Source organism: Psychroflexus sediminis, assembly GCF_900099815.1.
GTDB lineage: Bacteria > Bacteroidota > Bacteroidia > Flavobacteriales > Flavobacteriaceae > Psychroflexus > Psychroflexus sediminis.
Genome location: NZ_FNCW01000006.1, coordinates 183,237 through 200,824 on the forward strand (window position 1 = coordinate 183,237; position 17,588 = coordinate 200,824).

Sequence of the window (17,588 nt, forward strand, 5' to 3'; positions counted from 1 at the left end):
GCTTTGACCATTTAAAGCTTAATAAAAATCATTCATGCATAGATTCTATCAAATTTTCATAAGTGATTCCTGTATCCGGGGTGTTACCATTATGATATAAAATTCCAACGCGAATAGCTTTTAGGCCGGAAACCCCCTGTAAATCTTCAACATCCAGTAGCTCAACCTCTGCATTCAAATATTGTTTCCTTTGCAGATAAGTGATGTATTTGAGGTATTCTTCCTGAGTTTCCAGCTGTGAATACACGATCGTCAGTTTTCCCCTGGACGTAATTCGTTCTTCAGAATTTTTAATGTAAGCCTTATCAATTCTTTTTTTAATGATTTCGTAGCGTGCATTGTAAGACCCGTCTACATCAAAGTGTTTCTCATCCATTCTATAATGTATGGTCAAGGTATTATTGAAGGCAAGAATAAGCGATCTGGAACTCAGCTTAATATGCTTTACTTCCTGAATTTTATAAAATTTATTTTCCATTTCACACATGACCGAAAGTTGCCATAATCTCAAGTTCTCCAGAACAACTTTACTAAACGTAAGGTCTTTTGCAATAGACTGACCGATGTACATATTATGCTCCACGCCATCGGTTTTATAGCGATCAAAATAATGCGGGAATAACTTTTGAGCTTCCACTTGTTTCATGTCAATAAAGCTAGCTAAACTGGAGTTGATACTCGAAACGGTTTCATCAAACACATCTCTGTTTTTATGAAATGCCTTGGCTCCGGCGCTCGATTTTTCCATGTATTGCTCAACCATGGCATGACACGAAGGAATAGTCTTCAGGATGTATTCTAAAACGGGCTGAGCATCCTGTTTCAGTAACTTGTCGGTTTTTTCTTCAGTCGAAGCGGTGATTCCTTCAGTTAAATGCGAAAGGGCATCTGTAATTCTATAGCTAAGTTGTTCAAACACTGGCAAAGCTTGAATTTCTAAAGCTGAATTCACGATATTCAAAACCTCATTTAATTGATAAATGAGGTCATTTTGGATGGCAGAATTTCGTTCTGTAGAAGAATCTGCTATATCAATCTGGCCAAAAAGAGGATGAACCTTATGAAATCTGATTTCTTTTAACTCATTATTTTTATCAGGGGCTGACTCCGCAAAAAGTTTTTCTGCCTCTTCTTCAAATTTCCATTCTACACTTGGATGAATAGACGTGTATTCGCTTTGAATTATCGCTTTTATTCTGTTTTGTCTCTCCTGCTTATAACTTTGAACAGTTTCTGCGATATAAGGAACGATATCATCTAACTTGGTAGCGTTGATGTTGTTTAAATCATTTTTGGAGTAACTCACCAGTTCTAAGATAGCAAGAAGTTTATCGTTTTTGGTTACCGGAGCCAGAATAGCAGATTTTATGCCTTTAGCTTGAAGGTAATTTGCAAATTTATTGGACTTATTTTTTTGGGCATAAGCATCTACATCTGTAATGCTGAAGTATTTATGCTGATTTACGATGGCTGCGTACGCCCCATGGCAAAAAGCTTCTTTACAGCCATTATCTGATATAGAATTCAATATAAAACTATCGATATAATTGGAATGGCTTTGTTGAAATTTTTCAGTTTCCTCATTAAAAAGTGCAAAACCAAATTCCAGTTTTGGTAAACTGAAAATCGATTTTAAGATATTCACCATCTTAAGCGATATAGCCCTGGAGTCTGAAAAAATATTGCTGTTAAGAAGTAGGGTTTTTATTTCAGAAATGCTGTTATCAATAGTTACATCTGTGAGATTTAAAATGGTAAAGCCTTTAAAGATCCAGGAATCTGGAGGAAATTTTTCTTTCCAAAAATCAATATCGTTTTGTCTGTTGAGTAATTGATCCACATCAGCGTCTGTGATTTCTGGAGCATTTTTCGTAGGAAACAACTCCACAAAATCTGCATTAACAAACAATCTATAATTCCTAAGATTACCATCAGCATCGGGTATATCGTAATACTCTGGTCTGAAAAAATCAATAGTGTACTTATAATACGTATTCAGTATGATAATACAGGCTAGAATATAGTCTTTCTCTATGTTGAAATTACGAGGAAGAAATTCAAAGCTTTTATCGGACACCGAATTTAGTATAGATTCAAAGCGTTTGGTTTTTCGAAACATTTTATTCCGGAAAGGAACTGTCGCCACCTTGATTTCGTTATAAGTTAAAATATCTGGAAAAAGATCGTCCAGAAGCATCTTGATCTGTTCTTCGTAGGGTTTCAGGTTTTCATAATTCTCAATTCCATTGAAAAGTTCAGGATAAGATTCTGAATAATCGAGAATGCCTTGTATATAATTTCTAGAAATAGAATTACTTTCAGTTAACAATCGCTTCTGAAAGTTATCTCGTATTTTTTGAAAACTCAGTTTGATCTGAAAAGGATATATATCTTTGTAATGATCCATAATTGAATATACTTTTACAATAGTATTTATAAAAACATCTTTAAACTTTTAACTTAAGATACTTTTACCAAATAAAGCTAATTTCTTCTGAAGTTGAAGCTTTACTCTAATTGAGTATATTATTTTTACAAATCAAATAATGAACAAATGAAAATAATTTTTAGCCTATCCCTTCTTATTGTTTTAATGAGTTGTGATTCATCTACACCAAAACTGGAAGCTACTATTAATGATGTTACAGACGGCACCTCTGTGTATCTGACTCAACTAGGTCCCCAAAATATACCTATTCCATTAGATACAACCCAGGTTCAAAACAATTCTTTTGAGTTTGAATTAGAGCCTGCCAATCAAAATATCAATCTTATTCAGGTTGAAGGCGTGAATGGAAATATGATTTTCATCAATGATGCAAAGCAAATCAAAATTAAAGCTGACAAAGCCAATTTGAGAGATTCAGAAATTGAAGCTGGAGAACACAATAAGCTTTTGAAAGAGTACATCGAAATGATTTCTAGTTATGCGAAAGAACGAGAGTCTCTTAGAAACAAATATCAAGAAGCATCTCAAAGCGGTGATGAAGTTGTTTTACTAGACTTGCAGCTTGATATGGAAGCTGTAGATGAAAAATCTAGACAAGCAACTTTAGAGTTTATCGAGAACCATCCAAATTCTATTGTAGCTATGATGGCTCTATCTGACGTCATGAATTCCAAAGCTATCCCCCTTAATAAAATGAAATCTCTTTATGATAAGTTTGATGCTGAAGTAAAAGATACGCCTCTTGGAAGAGTGTTAGGACAAAATATTGCCAAAATTGGTGCAACAGACCTAGGGGCCGAAGCGCCAAAATTTTCCGGGCCAACTCCGGAAGGCAAAGAATTGGCGCTTGAGGATGCCATGGGAAAAGTAACTCTCATCGATTTCTGGGCTTCTTGGTGTAAACCCTGTAGAATAGAGAATCCAAATATTGTAAGCATTTACGAAGACTATAAAGACAAAGGTTTTGCCGTTGTAGGTGTTTCTTTAGACAAGCCTAATCATAAAGATGCCTGGGTAAAGGCCATAGAAGAAGATAATCTTGGCTGGAATCACATTTCAAACCTTGAATATTGGCAAGAACCCATCGCTAAGAAATACGGTGTAAGAGCTATTCCTGCGGCCTTCCTTATTGATGAAAATGGTATCATTATAGGAAAAAATCTAAGAGGAAACGACCTCAGAGAAAAAGTAAAAGAGGCTTTAGGACAATAAGTTTCGTCATAAAAAACAAATTAAACGGGTAATTTCTCAATTGAAATTGCCCGTTTTTTAATTCAGATTACTTAGTCCGGTGATTTGAGTTTTTCCGCTTTAAAAGGCCTGACGATAAGCCTTGCAGCTCTGTCATAATTGATATAACTATAGGTCCAATTGAAAAAGGTTACAATCCTGTTTCTAAAGCCCACTAAAAACAACAGGTGAATAAACATCCATATAAACCAGGCAAAAGCTCCTCCAAACTTGATGTTTTTTAAATCTACTACAGCCTTATTTCTACCCACAGTGGCCATAGTTCCCTTGTCATAATAATCAAAAGGCATAAGACTTTCTTTATTTATAATTCTCACTAAATTTTTAGCCAGATGTTTACCCTGCTGAATAGCAGGCTGAGCCACCATGGGATGGCCTTTAGGATAATCTTCGCTTTTCATCAGAGCAATATCACCGATAGCAAAAACATTCTCGTAACCTTCTATTTGATTGAAGGTATTTACATTATAGCGATTTGTTTTTTCCATTAAAGCTCCATTCTTAAGTCCGTCTATCGCAGCTCCGGTTACGCCCGCACTCCATATAAACGTGTCACAATGAAAAGACAGGTCTTCCTTATCGGTTTTTACAATTTGGTCCTTATAAGAATCAACAAAGGTATTGAGATGGATTTTCACGCCAAGTTCCTCCAGGTATTTCTGAGCATTGGCAGAGGAGGTATCACTCATAGGAGGGAGAACTTTATCCAAACCTTCAATCAAATGAATATGAATTTCCTCTGGATCAATATCTTGGTAATCCTTAGGAACCACATTTCTTCTCAGTTCAGCTATAGCTCCACTGAGTTCTACACCAGTCGGACCAGCTCCAGCGATTACAAAATTCAAAAGAGACTTTCTTTTTTCAGGATCATCTGTAATGGTGGCCTCTTCTAAATTTTCCAGAATTAAACTTCTTAAGTTTAAAGCCTGTGGCACGGTTTTCATCCAGATCGCATTATCCTCAACGCTTTTGTTTCCGAAGAAATTGGTTTTAGAACCCGTGGCGATGACAAGATAATCGTAGGTGATCTCCCCGATATTGGTTTCGACCAGTTGCTTTTTATCGTCTATGTGTTCGACATCAGCCATTCTGAAATAAGCATTCTTATTTTTCTTGAGAATTTTTCGCAGTGGATAAGCTATGGAGTCTGGCTCCAGACCCGAAGTAGACACCTGGTATAGCAAGGGTTGAAAAGTATGATAATTTCTCTTGTCCAGCATCACCACTTGAAGAGACTTTTTCTCAAGCTGTTTTACTAAATTTATCCCCGCAAAACCTCCACCTATAATGACAACTCGAGGTAAATCTGTAATTGGAACATTCATAAAAATTAATTTCCGTCTAAATTAATTTAATTTACAGCCAAGTCTGTAACTTTTAATAATTTTAACGACTTACCATCAGAGCCTATAAATTTTGAACACAACATTAGAAAAGAAATTTATAAAACTTCTTGAGGAACATCAAAACATTGCGCACAAAATTTGCAGGATGTACACCTATGATGCTGATGCTCACAAAGACCTTTTTCAAGAAATAACCATCCAATTATGGAAAGCTTATCCTAAATTTAGAGAAGAGTCAAAATTTAGTACCTGGATGTACCGTGTGGCCTTAAATACCGCCATCACCTTATACAGAAAGAAAAAAAGGGGAGTCCAGACTATGCCCTGGGAAAATTTTGATTTCAAGATGTCTGCTGAAGGTTATGACAGCACTTTGGATGATAATTTAAAATTAATGTACTCGGCCATAAAAGAACTAAACGATATTGATAAAGCCCTTGTACTACTTTATCTGGAAGATAAGGCTTATACAGAAATTTCGGAAACTTTAGGGATTTCTGAGGTCAATGCAAGAGTGAAAATGAATAGAGTGAAAACTAAACTAAAACGTATTTTGAATCCTTAATTATGGATGAGTTAGACCTTATTAAAAAAGACTGGCAAAAACGAAATGACGATTTGCCGAAATATACGCAAGAAGAACTCATGCCTTTGTTGCATAAAAAGTCATCTTCAAGCGTGAAGTGGATCTTTATCATTAGCGTTTTAGAATTTGTATTCTGGATAGCCTTAGATATTTTGATTTCTTCAGAAGATTATATTGAAACCATCGAAAGTGAACTGTTTTTGTGGTTTTTGAAAGTGACCACGGTAGTGAATTATGTTGTTCTCTTTGGGTTTATTTATTTGTTTTGCAAAAATTACCTGCGTATCAAAGTGACCGATTCTGCTAAAAAACTGATGCGCCAAATCATTAAAACAAGACAAGCCGTAAAATACTATGTGCGTTATAATATTGCCCTCTTTATCATTATTTTTATCATTAGTGGTACAAGGGCTATTTTGATTGAAACCACCTTTAATACCTTTGAGTTTTGGATAATTGCGAGTATCATGACATTTATACTCTTTATCATCATAGGTCTGTTGATTCTTTTTTACAGGCTCCTTTATGGCATCTTAACCAAAAGGCTCTACAAAAATTATAAACTCCTCAATAAAATTGAGGCATAATCAGGCTCTTGGATGAAATTGCTCTAAGACCGACCTTAGATGTGTTTTGTCCAGATGCATATAAATTTCAGTGGTGGTTATGCTTTCATGACCAAGCATTTGCTGGATAACACGCAGATTTGCTCCGTTTTCCAAAAGATGGGTTGCAAATGAGTGTCTAAAGGTGTGAGGACTTATGTTCTTCTGAATATGAGCCTCTTTAGCTAATTGTTTTACGATAGTAAAAATCATAGCTCTCGTTAACTGAGCACCACGTCTATTCAAAAATAAAACATCCGTAAACCCCGGTTTAGGCTCCTGATGAATTCTGACCTCATCTTTATAAAGTTCGATAAACTTTTGAGTGTAAGAATTGATAGGCACCAAACGCTCCTTATTGCCCTTACCTAAAACTTTAATAAATCCTTCTTCAAAATGAAGATGCGAAAGCTTTAGATTAGTCAATTCACTTACCCGGAGCCCACAGCCATAGAGTGTTTCTATGATAGCTTTGTTTCGCTGACCCTGGGAATGAGATAAATCTATAGCACCGATAAGCTGATCGATTTCAGAAATGGAAAGTGTATCCGGGAGCTTTCTTCCCAAACGAGGAGATTCTATGAGTTCGAGTGGGTTGGTTTTTCTATAACCTTCAAAAATCAAAAAATCAAAAAAGCTTTTTAATCCAGAAATCAATCTTGCTTGCGACCTTTCATTCAGGAGTTTTGAAATGTTATATATAAACCCTTGAATATCATCTTCAGCGATATAAACAGGGGAAATATTCAATTCAAATTCAGAAAGGTAATTGGTCAGTTTTAAAATGTCCAGCCGATAATTCTGAATGGTATTATCGGCCAGACCTCTTTCTATTTTCAGATAGTAGGTGAAATCCTGAATTGCCTGCTCCCATTTCATGACACCAAAATACATTAATTTCCTGGTAAATCAACCCCATCGAATTACGCATGAAAAGCATCCAAAAAAAATACACTAGGATATTTCCCTGTAAAGCTGGCCAACTGAAATTTCACTGAGTTCCTAAAGAATTTGTTCGGCGTGCGCTTTTGTTTTCACTTTGGAGATAACGTCCTCAATCACGCCATCTTCGTTAATGACAAAAGTTGTTCTGTGGATTCCATCATATTCTTTGCCCATAAATTTCTTAGGGCCCCATACACCAAAAGCCTCGATCACTTCCTTATCTTCATCTGCAAGCAATGGAAATGGTAGCTCGTATTTGTTTTTGAAATTTTGCTGACGTTTGGCAGAGTCTGCACTCACACCAAGTATGTCATAGCCTTTGGCCTGAAAAGTCTCCCAGTTATCTCTCAAGTTACATGCCTCGGCAGTACATCCAGGGGTACTTGCTTTTGGATAAAAGAAAACGACTAATTTTTTTCCTTTATAGTCTTCAAGTGTATGTACATTCCCATCCTGGTCTTTAGCCTCAAAATTTGGAGCTTGATCTCCGACTTTTAGTGTTGTCATAATTCCTATTTTTGCTTAAAAGTAAAGCAAATGAAAAAATCTGAAAAAGTAGTTTTCGTTATAAATACGTTAAAGGACTTATACCCCACCATTCCAGTGCCCTTAGACCATAAAAATCCCTATACTTTACTTATCGCTGTTTTGCTCTCAGCTCAAAGTACAGACGTCAAAGTAAATCAAATTACACCTTTGCTTTTCGAGCAGGCTGATAACCCATGGGATATGGTCAAAATGAGTCCGGATCAAATTCGGGAAATCATCAAACCTGTGGGCTTATCTCCGATGAAATCCAAAGGAATCCATGGTCTTTCTAAAATCCTAATAGAAAAATATAAGGGCAAAGTGCCCAACGATATGGAAGCATTGGAAGAATTCCCTGCGGTTGGTCACAAAACGGCGTCGGTTGTGCTGGCACAGGCTTTTGGGGTCCCTACATTTCCAGTTGATACCCATATTCACAGGTTGATGTACCGCTGGAATCTTAGCAATGGTAAAAATGTGCAACAAACCGAAAAAGATGCCAAACGATTATTTCCTGAAGAGGTCTGGAATGATTTACACTTACAAATCATCTGGTATGGCAGAGAATATTCTCCGGCAAGAGGATGGGATTTGGAAAAAGACATCATCACCAAAACCATAGGAAGAAAATCTGTGATCAAAGCTTACGACAAGAAAAAGGCTTCCAAATCGAAATAAGGAAGCTTTTCAGTTTTTTTGGAAGTAAAAAAAAATTAATTCTGCATGCTATCAAACTCTAAATCTTTATACCGAACGACCCTAAATGCCTTGGAAAAATCCAAAATCCTCTTAATCGTTTTTGCTGAAGGCTTCATAGGTTTAGAATATAATTCTGAAACTTCATTTGAGTAAATTTTCGCCATATCATTTTTTATTTTATATAACGAAAACGCAAATAAATAAGGATTATTGTATTTCTTTAATTGGTCAAAACCACCTGATGTTTCTCTATAATCTTTCTTAAATTGATCAATGCATACCTCATTCTCCCTAATGCAGTGTTGATACTAACATCGGTTTTGAAGGCAATTTCTTTAAAACTCATTTCTTTAAAAACACGCATTTCTAGTACTTCCAACTGGTCTTGTGGTAATTCTTTGATGAGTTCATGAAGATCTGCATCGATCTGATCTTTTATGATTTGTCTCTCGGCATTCAGATCGCCATCAGTCATAAAGTCAAGAATATCAAAATCTCCCTTGCCTTCAAATTTTGGCATCCGGTTGCTTTTTCTGAAATGGTCAATAACTAGGTTATGAGCTATTCTCATGACCCAAGGCAGAAACTTTCCTTCTTCATTATATTTACCCCGCTTAAGTGTACGAATAACTTTAATAAACGTATCCTGAAAAATATCTTCTGCAAGATCCTTATCGTATACTTTAGAAAAAATAAACCCGAAAATTTTTTGTTGATGTCTGTTGATTAGAATTGAAAGTGATTTTTCATCACCTTCTATATATTGCTTTACTAGAAAAGCTTCGGAAGAAATTGAAGTCCTATTCATAAATCTTTTACTTAAATAAAGCCAATTTCAAAAAATGACTTTCGTTATTAAATGAGTTTTAAGTAAAAGTGTTGTATAGGCTTTGTTTTGTGGGGCTAATATAGAAATATAAGTTTATATGCAACATTCTGTCAATAATTTTAACATATTATGAGTCAGTGTATAACCTATAATTGGGCTGACAAATCTTTATATTTGTAGCAGGCTTTATATTTATGAAACAAACAGATTTAGATAAAATCGATCCCAAAGACTTTATTATCATAAAAGGAGCAAAACTCCACAATTTAAAAAACATCAATGTTGTTATTCCCAGAAATAAACTCGTTGTCTTCACAGGGCTTTCAGGCTCTGGAAAATCGAGCTTAGCATTTGACACCCTTTATGCAGAAGGCCAAAGACGTTACGTCGAAAGCCTTTCTGCATATGCCAGGCAATTTCTTGGTCGTCTGGATAAGCCTAAAGTAGATTACATCAAAGGCATTGCTCCTGCAATCGCTATTGAACAAAAAGTAAATTCAACCAATCCGCGCTCAACTGTAGGAACTTCGACCGAGATTTATGATTACTTAAAATTGCTATATGCCAGAATAGGTAAAACCATTTCACCTATTTCTGGAAAACAAGTCAAAAAACATACGGTTACGGATGTTGTCGATTTCATTAAATCACAGGAAGAAAACAAAAAGTTACTTCTGCTCGCTCCCATTACTTTAGAAAATAAACGAACGGTTGAAGAGAAAATAAATATTCTCCAGCAGCAAGGCTTTAGCAGGATTAAAATAGATGATAAGGTTGTTAAAATAAGCGAAGCCCAAAATCTGAAAATTTCAAAAAAAAGTAGGCTTTCCATTGTCGTAGATCGAATTGTGGTAAAAGACGATGAAGATTTCTACAACCGTTTAGCAGATTCTATTCAGAATGCTTTTTTTGAAGGAAAAGGAGAACTTAATATTGAAGACATTTCTACCGGTAAAATCACCAACTTCAATAATAAATTTGAGCTGGATGGCATGCTGTTTAACGAGCCAAATGTACATTTATTCAGTTTCAATAATCCAGTTGGCGCTTGTCCGAAATGTGAAGGTTACGGAGATATTGTAGACATAGATGAGGCTCTGGTGATCCCCAATACAGGATTAAGTGTTTATGAAGGCGCAATAGCACCTTGGAATGGTGAGACCCTGGGTTGGTACAAAAAAGAGTTTATAAAACATGCCCATAAATTTGATTTCCCTGTACACACGCCTTATTTTGAATTGACCGAAGACCAAAAAAATATCATTTGGGAAGGAAATCAATATGTTACAGGCATCAATGAGTTTTTTGAAACCGTAAAATCTAAAGCTTATAAAATTCAAAATAGAGTTTTATTATCTAGATACAGGGGTAGAACCCGCTGTCCGGAATGTAAAGGACGACGATTGAAGAAAGAAGCCACTTATGTCAAAATAAATAATATTGATATCACTCAGCTTGTGGATTTACCTATTGATGAGGTCAGTACTTTTTTCAAAGAACTCAAGCTTGACCAGCACGATGAAAAAATCGGGAAGCGCTTATTAAAAGAAGTCAATAACCGACTCAAATTTTTGATGGATGTGGGACTGACTTATTTAACTTTAAATAGAAAATCCAATTCACTTTCCGGAGGGGAATCCCAACGCATCAATTTGGCGACTTCCCTAGGAAGCAGCTTGGTGGGCTCGATGTATATTTTAGACGAGCCTTCCATCGGTCTCCACTCTAAAGATAATGAAAGGCTTATTGAGGTTTTAAAAGACCTTAGAGACCTCGGCAATACAGTTATTGTTGTAGAACATGATGAAGACATTATGAAAGCTGCAGATCACATCATAGATATTGGTCCAGAAGCCGGGACTCACGGCGGAGAGCTAGTAGCTGAAGGTACTTATAAACAAATCCTAAAAGCAAATTCACTAACCTCACAATACCTCAATGGTAAAATGAAAATTGAAGTCCCGAAGGAAAGGAGAACCTCAACATCCTATGTTGAGATTAAAGGAGCTCGGGAGCATAATCTCAAAAATATATCAATAAAAGTTCCTTTAGACTGTTTTGTAGCCATTACAGGAGTTTCAGGAAGCGGAAAAAGTACGCTGGTCAAAAAAATCTTATATCCGGCAATGATCAAACAAAATGGTGGCTACGGCACCAAAGCTGGTCAGTTTGATGGGATTTCCGGTAATTTCAAACATATAAAGCATATAGAATATGTAGATCAAAATCCAATTGGCAGATCTTCAAGATCCAATCCCGTGACTTACATCAAAGCTTATGATGATATTCGTAATCTCTATGCTAAACAAAAGCTTTCTAAAATCAGAAATTTCAAGCCCAAGCATTTTAGTTTTAATGTAGAAGGCGGACGTTGTGATGTTTGCGAAGGAGAAGGTGAAGTCACTATCGAAATGCAGTTTATGGCAGATGTTCATTTGGAATGTGAAGCATGTCATGGTAAGCGTTTTAAACAACAGGTCTTAGATGTAGAATTTGAAGGTAAGAATATAGATGATATCCTAACGATGACCATCGATGATGCAATGGAATTCTTTTCCTCTCACAACGAAACTAAAATTTCCAATAAGCTCGAGGCTTTACAAAGCGTTGGACTTGGATATGTGACTTTAGGTCAGAGTTCCTCTACCCTATCAGGTGGTGAAGCTCAGCGAATCAAACTGGCTTCTTTCTTAACCAAAGGTAAAAATGCTGATAAAACCTTATTCATTTTTGATGAACCCACTACAGGACTTCACTTCCACGATATCAATAAGTTATTGAAATCTTTTGAAGCTCTGATCGAAAAAGGCCATAGCGTGATTGTCATCGAACATAATATAGATCTCATCAAATGCGCCGACCATATCATTGATTTGGGCCTAGGGGGCGGCATCAATGGAGGACAGCTGGTTGCTGAAGGTACCCCGGAAGAAGTTTCGAAAACAGAGACTTCATTTACAGGCCAGTTTTTGAAATCTAAAGTTTAAGTTCTTTACGTGAACAACTAACAAACCCAGTTAAGCTTAAAATAACTATCTGTGTCCTTCTTAACTGAACTTGGTCGAATGTCAATAAAATGAATAGGAAGATTTCAGGGCACTGCCCCTCAGTTTATATTCATAAGACATATCTGAAATCAAGAAGCGAAGCCCAGAAATCTAGGTGCAGCTACGGGCTTTTCTTTATAATGACTTTTGCATAGAAGTTTGTCAAGTCTTTAGATAATGCTCCTTTGAAGCTTATGATGAAGTAGAGAATGCTTATCAGTATCGATTTCAATACAATGTTGAGCAACGCAAATTCAGTAGTAAAATCCCAGAAATAAAAGCTTAGAGTAAGCCCTGTAATCACCAAAAATATATACAGACTTCTCTTATTGAAAGGATGGATTCCGAAGGTAATTCTCACAAAGGAAAGCTTAAAAATATTGTAAGCCAGAAAGGAAATAAAGGTAGCATAAGCTGCTCCGTAAATACCATAAATGGGTATCAGCCAGACATTCAGTAAAAAAGCAACCCCAACCAACACCACTCCAGCAATAAGAACCGTTTTGTAATACTTGGAATTGAAAATAATGCTGTTGTTATTCCCCAACACATTATCGCTAAGTTTCACTAAACTGATTAAAAAAACAATACTTACCCCTATTCGGTAGGGTTCCGGAATAATCTCATAAAGTTGATGAACATTGGTAATGATGAGTATGAAAACAAATCCACTGATGAGGAATAGCGTGTTGGAGCTTCTCACATAAAGATCTTTCAGCAATTCGCTTTCACCATGATTGAGATATTTGGCCGTAATGGGATTGGTAATTTGGTGCATAGCTTTGGAAGGCACGGCAATAACCGTAGCTATATAAATCGCAATCCCGTAAATAGACACATTTTCAATAGGCATAAAGTATTCTATCATAACTTTATCCAGATCGAACAAAGCCACCGCAACAGTACCTGCAATAAAAATAAGCAGAGAATAATTCATCAATTCCTTTAGTCTGCCTGGAAGCTGAAAGCTAAATTTCGGCAGATATAGTTTGAACGCATACCCTAGCATAACCAAAGTTCTCAAGATAAAAACTCCGATGAGCAAATAAATGAATAGATGAACACTAATCAATTCAGCATAAAGAATGATGAGCAGGAATGTAATGGCGAGTCTGTGAAAAACTTCACGCATGAGGGTGCCAAAAACACTTTTGAACTGGACCTTTACCCAGGCAAAAAAAACTTCGAAATAGGCTGTGGCCATGGCTATGACAAAAATTCCCCAGATATAGGGTTGAACCAAATCGTTTTCACCTTCGAAATACTGCAGCAAAGCATCGTAAAAAATGAAGCCGGCTACACCTATAAGAAGCCCTAAAGCTAAAGGCATAAACAGAGCAAAATTGAGTAGCTTATCGGTATCGGTTTTGGTGTGATAACTCGTATAAAATTTAACGATGGTGTTATGAACCCCAAGTGCCATAAAGGGCCAGAATAAGTTTCCAGCAGATAAAAGAAAAGTGACCAGGCCGTAATACTCTACACTTAAAAATTTTGGGTATAAAAACAAGACATTAAGCGCGCCAATTCCAAATCCAAAATAAGTAGAAATGAGATTCTTTATAGATTGCTTGGCGACGATTCCCATGGAATTATTTAATAAGTTCTGCTAATTTTTTAGTCAAGTTTTTGCGACTAAACTGCTCTATATTTTTGGTTTTAGACTTCAATTTCCCGTTTAAATAAGCTTCGAAAGACTTTTCGATATAAGCCTTTAAACGAACTTTTTCGTTATATGTGAAGCATTCTCCAGAATTGGTTTCTTGAATAACTTTATCAACGTCCCATTCTTCTGGCCCTATAGCTAGTATAGGACGCTTGGAAGCTAAGTATTCAAATAATTTTCCCGGAATTATCCCTCGAGTTTCAGGCTTATCGATTTCAATGAGCAATAAAAGCTGTGAACTTCTCTGGCTTTCAACAGCATCTTTATGATTGAGATAACCCACTTGACTAATAAAATTTTTCAACCCGTAACTTCGGGCTGACTCCAAGACACTTTCGCTGATTTTACCGATAAGTTTAAGCTCAAAAAAGTCCTTAAAAACTAGATTTTCGTCTATTAATTCTCCTAAAACTTCCCATAAAACTTTGGGATTTCTGTCATTGAGTAGAGAGCCTATATGAGAAACCGTGAAATTTTCGCTGAGTTCAGCATCTACAGACATTTCTTCATAGCCATTGGTGATCACTTCTATGGGCGTATCGGTTTTTCCTTCAAATTCAGATTTGGTTTGAAAACTGGTAGTAATCAACTGATCTGCTGAATTCAATACGTCCTTCTCTAAAGCCAGATGTTTTTGCTTTGATTTTTCGGTGAGCTTTAATGCTGAATGATACCCAATTGTTGTCCATGGATCTCTGAAGTCTGCAATCCATTGAAGGTCCGGGTAGATGTCTTTCAAGCCCAAGCCGATGAGATGTAAGCTATGGGGTGGACCTGTAGTGATGATGGTTTCGATTTCATGATTTTTTATATAATCTTTCAAAAATAAAATTGAAGGTTTTACCCAAAACGCTCTCGCATCTGGAATGAAGAAATTGCCTCTTATATAAAGCATCAAACGCTCTGTCCAGGATTGCTTTTTCTTAGATTTAATAATTCCGCTACTGATGGTTTTCGAGTTTGATTTTGAAAGTAATCCTGCTAAAGCATAAGGTTCAAAAATTGACTTTTCAATCACTTTTATACCTGGACTTACTTCAAGAGAAAAATCCTTAATGGGGTAACTTGGATTTTTGGGTTTATAAACAGTTGGCTGAACACCAAACTCAGGTAAGTGTTTAGAAAATTGAAGCCAGCGCTGCACTCCGGGCCCGCCTGCTGGTGGCCAGTAGTATGTGATTATCAAAACTTTTTTCATCTTCTAAATTTGCTTTCGCTTTATAGTGTAACCCAATCCGCCCAGGATTATCAATAGGAGTATAATGAAACTGGTTAGGGTTATTTTACCACCATAACTCACAACATCAGGCTCAAATGAAAAAGTGATTTGATGGCTTCCTGCTGGTAACTTCATAGCTCTCAGGACATAATTAGCTCTAAAATGTGTTGCTTCTTTTCCATCAATAGTGACTTTCCATCCTTTAGGATAATACAGTTCTGAAAATAGGGCCAAGCGTTCTCCGTCTGCTTCGTACTTATAAATCAGCTCATTTTCTTTGTAAGAGGTGAGTTCGATAGCATCTGAAGTATTCACGTCGTATTTTTTATCAGAGAGGGGAAACTGATTTTCTTCCACAATGGCCGTTTTACCGGGATCGAGGGTATCTAAAGCCAACATAGCCGCATTGGCATTTTCTACTGTAACTAACCTTTTTACAAACCAGGCATTACCTAAATGATCTGGATTTTCTTGAACTACAGGTTTTCCTCCCTCATCAAAAATAAAATACTTCACATTAAGCATGTTTAAGATACTTTGTTTGCCTTCATAAATATAGAAGTCAAACAATTCCTGGATTCTTCCGGGCTTAGCCGCATGATAGCCTCCGATAGAATTATGAAAATAAGACGCGCGTGCTGAGTTAAGCGGATTTGAAGTTAAATCATAAACCCTGAAATGAGACTGATCATTTTGAATTTCAATATCAGCCTGTGTTGGCTGGAAAGGTTTTTCCATGACTGAGGCTGCCACAAAATCGTCTTCGTTGACATAGCGCGTGTCAACACCGATTAAATCTATCAAAATAAAAATTCCGATAAGCCCTAAAAAAACCGGCTTCTTGATTTTTTCTTTAAGATATAAGTAAACGCTTCCTGCTACAAGTAAGACAAAAATCAGGGAGCGAGTAGTATCCGCGATGAACATAGATTTCCTATCTTCTTTAAGCGCCCTTACAAACTTGGCTCCATACTGTTTTAAAAACATACCGTCATTATCACTGCTAAAGTCAAACAAAACCGATTTGAAAAGCAAAAACAAAACACTAAGCCCGCCGAGAATCAGTGTTGTTTTTTTTAGCGCCTCCCATTTTTCAGAATTAGTGGCTTGATGACTTACCAGTTTTGAAAGTCCAAGAACACCTAAAACAGGTAAGCAAAATTCAATAATCACCTGAATAGACGAAACAGCTCTAAACTTATCGTAGAATGGTATATAGTCAACAAAAAATTTGGTAAGCAGTGAAAAATTATCACCCCAGGATAGCAATAGAGCTAGAATAGAACCAGCCACCAACCACCATTTTCTCTTTCCTTTTTTAAGATATAAGGCTAACACAAATAAAAAGACCACACTTGCCCCGATATACGCAGGGGCACCAATAAAGGTTTGGTCTCCCCAATAGGTAGGTAAATTTTTACTGAACTCTAAAGCTTGAACCGGAGAGGCTCCCATCTGAATAATTTCTTTATAAACTTCAGAATCTTTACCCAGAGACTCACTACTGGATCCCCCCATAAATCTTGGAATAAAGAGATTGAAAGTTTCCAAAATACCGTAAGAGTATTCTGTGATATACTCATAATCAAGGCCAGAATTTAGTTTTTCAGTAGCATCGGGATTAATAGTAAGGCCTGTATCCCCTCTTGTACTAAATTCCGCATATTCCTGGGTTGCCAGTAAGTTGGTAATGTTGAGCAAAACAGCCAGTATAATCGCTGGAATAAAACTCAGTGATGCTTTCAGATAAGGTTTTAAAGTTTTTGATTTGTAGGCATGAACGCCATTTACTGTCACTATTACCAGACAAAGCAACATCAGATAATAGGTCATCTGGAAGTGATTCGACATCAGTTCAAAAGCAAGTCCGATACAAAACAAGACGTTTCCCCAAAACAGTTTTTGCCTGTAGACGAGCAGCATCCCCCCAATAACTATTGGGAAATAAGCGATAGCATGAGCTTTTGCATTGTGACCCACACCGAGGATAATAATGAGATAAGTAGAAAAGCCAAAGGCTAAAGCGCCCAAAAATGCCAGTTTATAATTGACTCTTAAGCACAAAAATAAGATATACATACCGACGAAATAGAGAAATAAATAATCGGCTGGTCTAGGCAGAAAACGGAGGGTTCGGTCTATTTCCTTTATAAAATTATAAGGGTAATTTGCCCCGAGTTGGTAGGTTGGCATTCCTCCAAAAGCTGAATTTGTCCAGTAGGGCTCTTCCCCTTCTGTCGCTCTAAACTCATTTTGAGACTTTGCCATGCCTGTATACTGAACAATATCACTTTGATAAATGGTTTTACCTTTCAGGACAGGATAGAAAAAAGCTAAGGAGGCAATAACAAAAAGGACTAAAACAACAAGATGTTTCCAGGAGTTTTTTAAAATAGACTTCATCAGTGAATTTTG

Annotated in this window: 14 protein-coding genes; 6 read left to right on the top strand and 8 right to left on the bottom strand. The window is 36.5% G+C overall.

Annotated elements, in window-relative coordinates:
• Positions 1-28 precede the first annotated feature (28 nt).
• On the bottom strand, positions 29-2,407 hold the full coding sequence (locus BLP81_RS07685) for a GAF domain-containing protein (RefSeq protein WP_093367867.1): 2,379 nt from the start codon (positions 2,405-2,407) through the stop codon (positions 29-31).
• Positions 2,408-2,554: 147 nt separating this feature from the next.
• On the opposite strand from BLP81_RS07685, the gene BLP81_RS07690 reads away from it, so the two are divergent.
• Complete coding sequence (locus BLP81_RS07690) at positions 2,555-3,661, top strand: TlpA disulfide reductase family protein (protein ID WP_093367868.1); 1,107 nt, start codon at positions 2,555-2,557, stop codon at positions 3,659-3,661.
• A gap of 71 nt (positions 3,662-3,732) precedes the next feature.
• Here the strand turns inward: BLP81_RS07690 and BLP81_RS07695 are convergent, their stop codons facing one another.
• Positions 3,733-5,028: an NAD(P)/FAD-dependent oxidoreductase gene (locus BLP81_RS07695; protein WP_093367869.1), complete on the bottom strand. Its 1,296-nt coding sequence runs from the start codon at positions 5,026-5,028 to the stop codon at positions 3,733-3,735.
• A gap of 91 nt (positions 5,029-5,119) precedes the next feature.
• Between BLP81_RS07695 and BLP81_RS07700 the strand changes: the two genes are divergently transcribed.
• Together BLP81_RS07700 and BLP81_RS07705 are read left to right on the top strand one after the other, a co-directional pair.
• Positions 5,120-5,614 carry an RNA polymerase sigma factor gene (locus BLP81_RS07700; RefSeq protein WP_093367870.1) on the top strand — a complete coding sequence of 165 codons (495 nt, stop codon included), beginning with the start codon at positions 5,120-5,122 and terminating at the stop codon, positions 5,612-5,614.
• A 2-nt stretch (positions 5,615-5,616) separates the two neighbouring features.
• Entirely contained in the window at positions 5,617-6,222 is a 606-nt protein-coding gene (locus BLP81_RS07705; RefSeq protein WP_093367871.1) for a hypothetical protein, read from the top strand.
• Here the strand turns inward: BLP81_RS07705 and xerD are convergent, their stop codons facing one another.
• On the bottom strand, positions 6,223-7,119 hold the full coding sequence (gene xerD / locus BLP81_RS07710; RefSeq protein WP_093367933.1) for a site-specific tyrosine recombinase XerD: 897 nt from the start codon (positions 7,117-7,119) through the stop codon (positions 6,223-6,225). It abuts the gene before it with no gap.
• Between the two features lie 123 nt (positions 7,120-7,242).
• Positions 7,243-7,692, bottom strand: a complete 450-nt coding sequence (gene bcp, locus BLP81_RS07715; RefSeq protein ID WP_093367872.1) for a thioredoxin-dependent thiol peroxidase — start codon at positions 7,690-7,692, stop codon at positions 7,243-7,245.
• Between the two features lie 30 nt (positions 7,693-7,722).
• Here bcp and BLP81_RS07720 point away from each other — a divergent pair, with 30 nt between their 5' ends.
• Both BLP81_RS07720 and BLP81_RS13780 read left to right on the top strand, forming a co-directional pair.
• Positions 7,723-8,391, top strand: a complete 669-nt coding sequence (locus BLP81_RS07720; protein ID WP_093367873.1) for an endonuclease III domain-containing protein — start codon at positions 7,723-7,725, stop codon at positions 8,389-8,391.
• A 45-nt stretch (positions 8,392-8,436) separates the two neighbouring features.
• On the top strand, positions 8,437-8,565 hold the full coding sequence (locus BLP81_RS13780; RefSeq protein WP_262501430.1) for a hypothetical protein: 129 nt from the start codon (positions 8,437-8,439) through the stop codon (positions 8,563-8,565).
• Positions 8,566-8,632: 67 nt separating this feature from the next.
• On the opposite strand, the gene BLP81_RS07725 is transcribed toward BLP81_RS13780, so the two are convergent.
• A complete protein-coding gene (locus tag BLP81_RS07725) occupies positions 8,633-9,220 on the bottom strand; it encodes an RNA polymerase sigma factor (RefSeq protein WP_093367874.1) in 588 nt (195 codons plus the stop codon).
• A gap of 215 nt (positions 9,221-9,435) precedes the next feature.
• On the opposite strand from BLP81_RS07725, the gene uvrA reads away from it, so the two are divergent.
• Entirely contained in the window at positions 9,436-12,228 is a 2,793-nt protein-coding gene (uvrA, locus tag BLP81_RS07730) for an excinuclease ABC subunit UvrA (RefSeq protein WP_093367875.1), read from the top strand.
• Between the two features lie 181 nt (positions 12,229-12,409).
• Here uvrA and BLP81_RS07735 read toward each other — a convergent pair whose 3' ends face one another.
• From BLP81_RS07735 to BLP81_RS07745, 3 genes are read right to left on the bottom strand one after another with little or no spacing between them, the layout of a single operon-like run.
• Complete coding sequence (locus BLP81_RS07735) at positions 12,410-13,876, bottom strand: oligosaccharide flippase family protein (protein WP_093367876.1); 1,467 nt, start codon at positions 13,874-13,876, stop codon at positions 12,410-12,412.
• 4 nt (positions 13,877-13,880) lie between these two features.
• The gene (locus BLP81_RS07740) at positions 13,881-15,152 is read right to left on the bottom strand and encodes a glycosyltransferase family protein (RefSeq protein ID WP_093367877.1); all 1,272 of its coding nucleotides are present in this window, start codon (positions 15,150-15,152) and stop codon (positions 13,881-13,883) included.
• Positions 15,153-15,155: 3 nt separating this feature from the next.
• Positions 15,156-17,576, bottom strand: coding sequence for a YfhO family protein (locus BLP81_RS07745; protein WP_093367878.1), 2,421 nt, complete (start codon positions 17,574-17,576; stop codon positions 15,156-15,158).
• Positions 17,577-17,588 lie beyond the last annotated feature (12 nt).

Bases quoted from the DNA above. Each gene is read 5' to 3' on its own strand.
- BLP81_RS07685 (WP_093367867.1), bottom strand. From the start codon at position 2,407: ATGGATCATTACAAAGATATATATCCTTTTCAGATCAAACTGAGTTTT.
- BLP81_RS07690 (WP_093367868.1), top strand. From the start codon at position 2,555: ATGAAAATAATTTTTAGCCTATCCCTTCTTATTGTTTTAATGAGTTGT.
- BLP81_RS07695 (WP_093367869.1), bottom strand. From the start codon at position 5,028: ATGAATGTTCCAATTACAGATTTACCTCGAGTTGTCATTATAGGTGGA.
- BLP81_RS07705 (WP_093367871.1), top strand. From the start codon at position 5,617: ATGGATGAGTTAGACCTTATTAAAAAAGACTGGCAAAAACGAAATGAC.
- xerD (WP_093367933.1), bottom strand. From the start codon at position 7,119: ATGAAATGGGAGCAGGCAATTCAGGATTTCACCTACTATCTGAAAATA.
- bcp (WP_093367872.1), bottom strand. From the start codon at position 7,692: ATGACAACACTAAAAGTCGGAGATCAAGCTCCAAATTTTGAGGCTAAA.
- BLP81_RS07720 (WP_093367873.1), top strand. From the start codon at position 7,723: ATGAAAAAATCTGAAAAAGTAGTTTTCGTTATAAATACGTTAAAGGAC.
- BLP81_RS13780 (WP_262501430.1), top strand. From the start codon at position 8,437: ATGCTATCAAACTCTAAATCTTTATACCGAACGACCCTAAATGCCTTG.
- BLP81_RS07725 (WP_093367874.1), bottom strand. From the start codon at position 9,220: ATGAATAGGACTTCAATTTCTTCCGAAGCTTTTCTAGTAAAGCAATAT.
- uvrA (WP_093367875.1), top strand. From the start codon at position 9,436: ATGAAACAAACAGATTTAGATAAAATCGATCCCAAAGACTTTATTATC.
- BLP81_RS07735 (WP_093367876.1), bottom strand. From the start codon at position 13,876: ATGGGAATCGTCGCCAAGCAATCTATAAAGAATCTCATTTCTACTTAT.
- BLP81_RS07740 (WP_093367877.1), bottom strand. From the start codon at position 15,152: ATGAAAAAAGTTTTGATAATCACATACTACTGGCCACCAGCAGGCGGG.
- BLP81_RS07745 (WP_093367878.1), bottom strand. From the start codon at position 17,576: ATGAAGTCTATTTTAAAAAACTCCTGGAAACATCTTGTTGTTTTAGTC.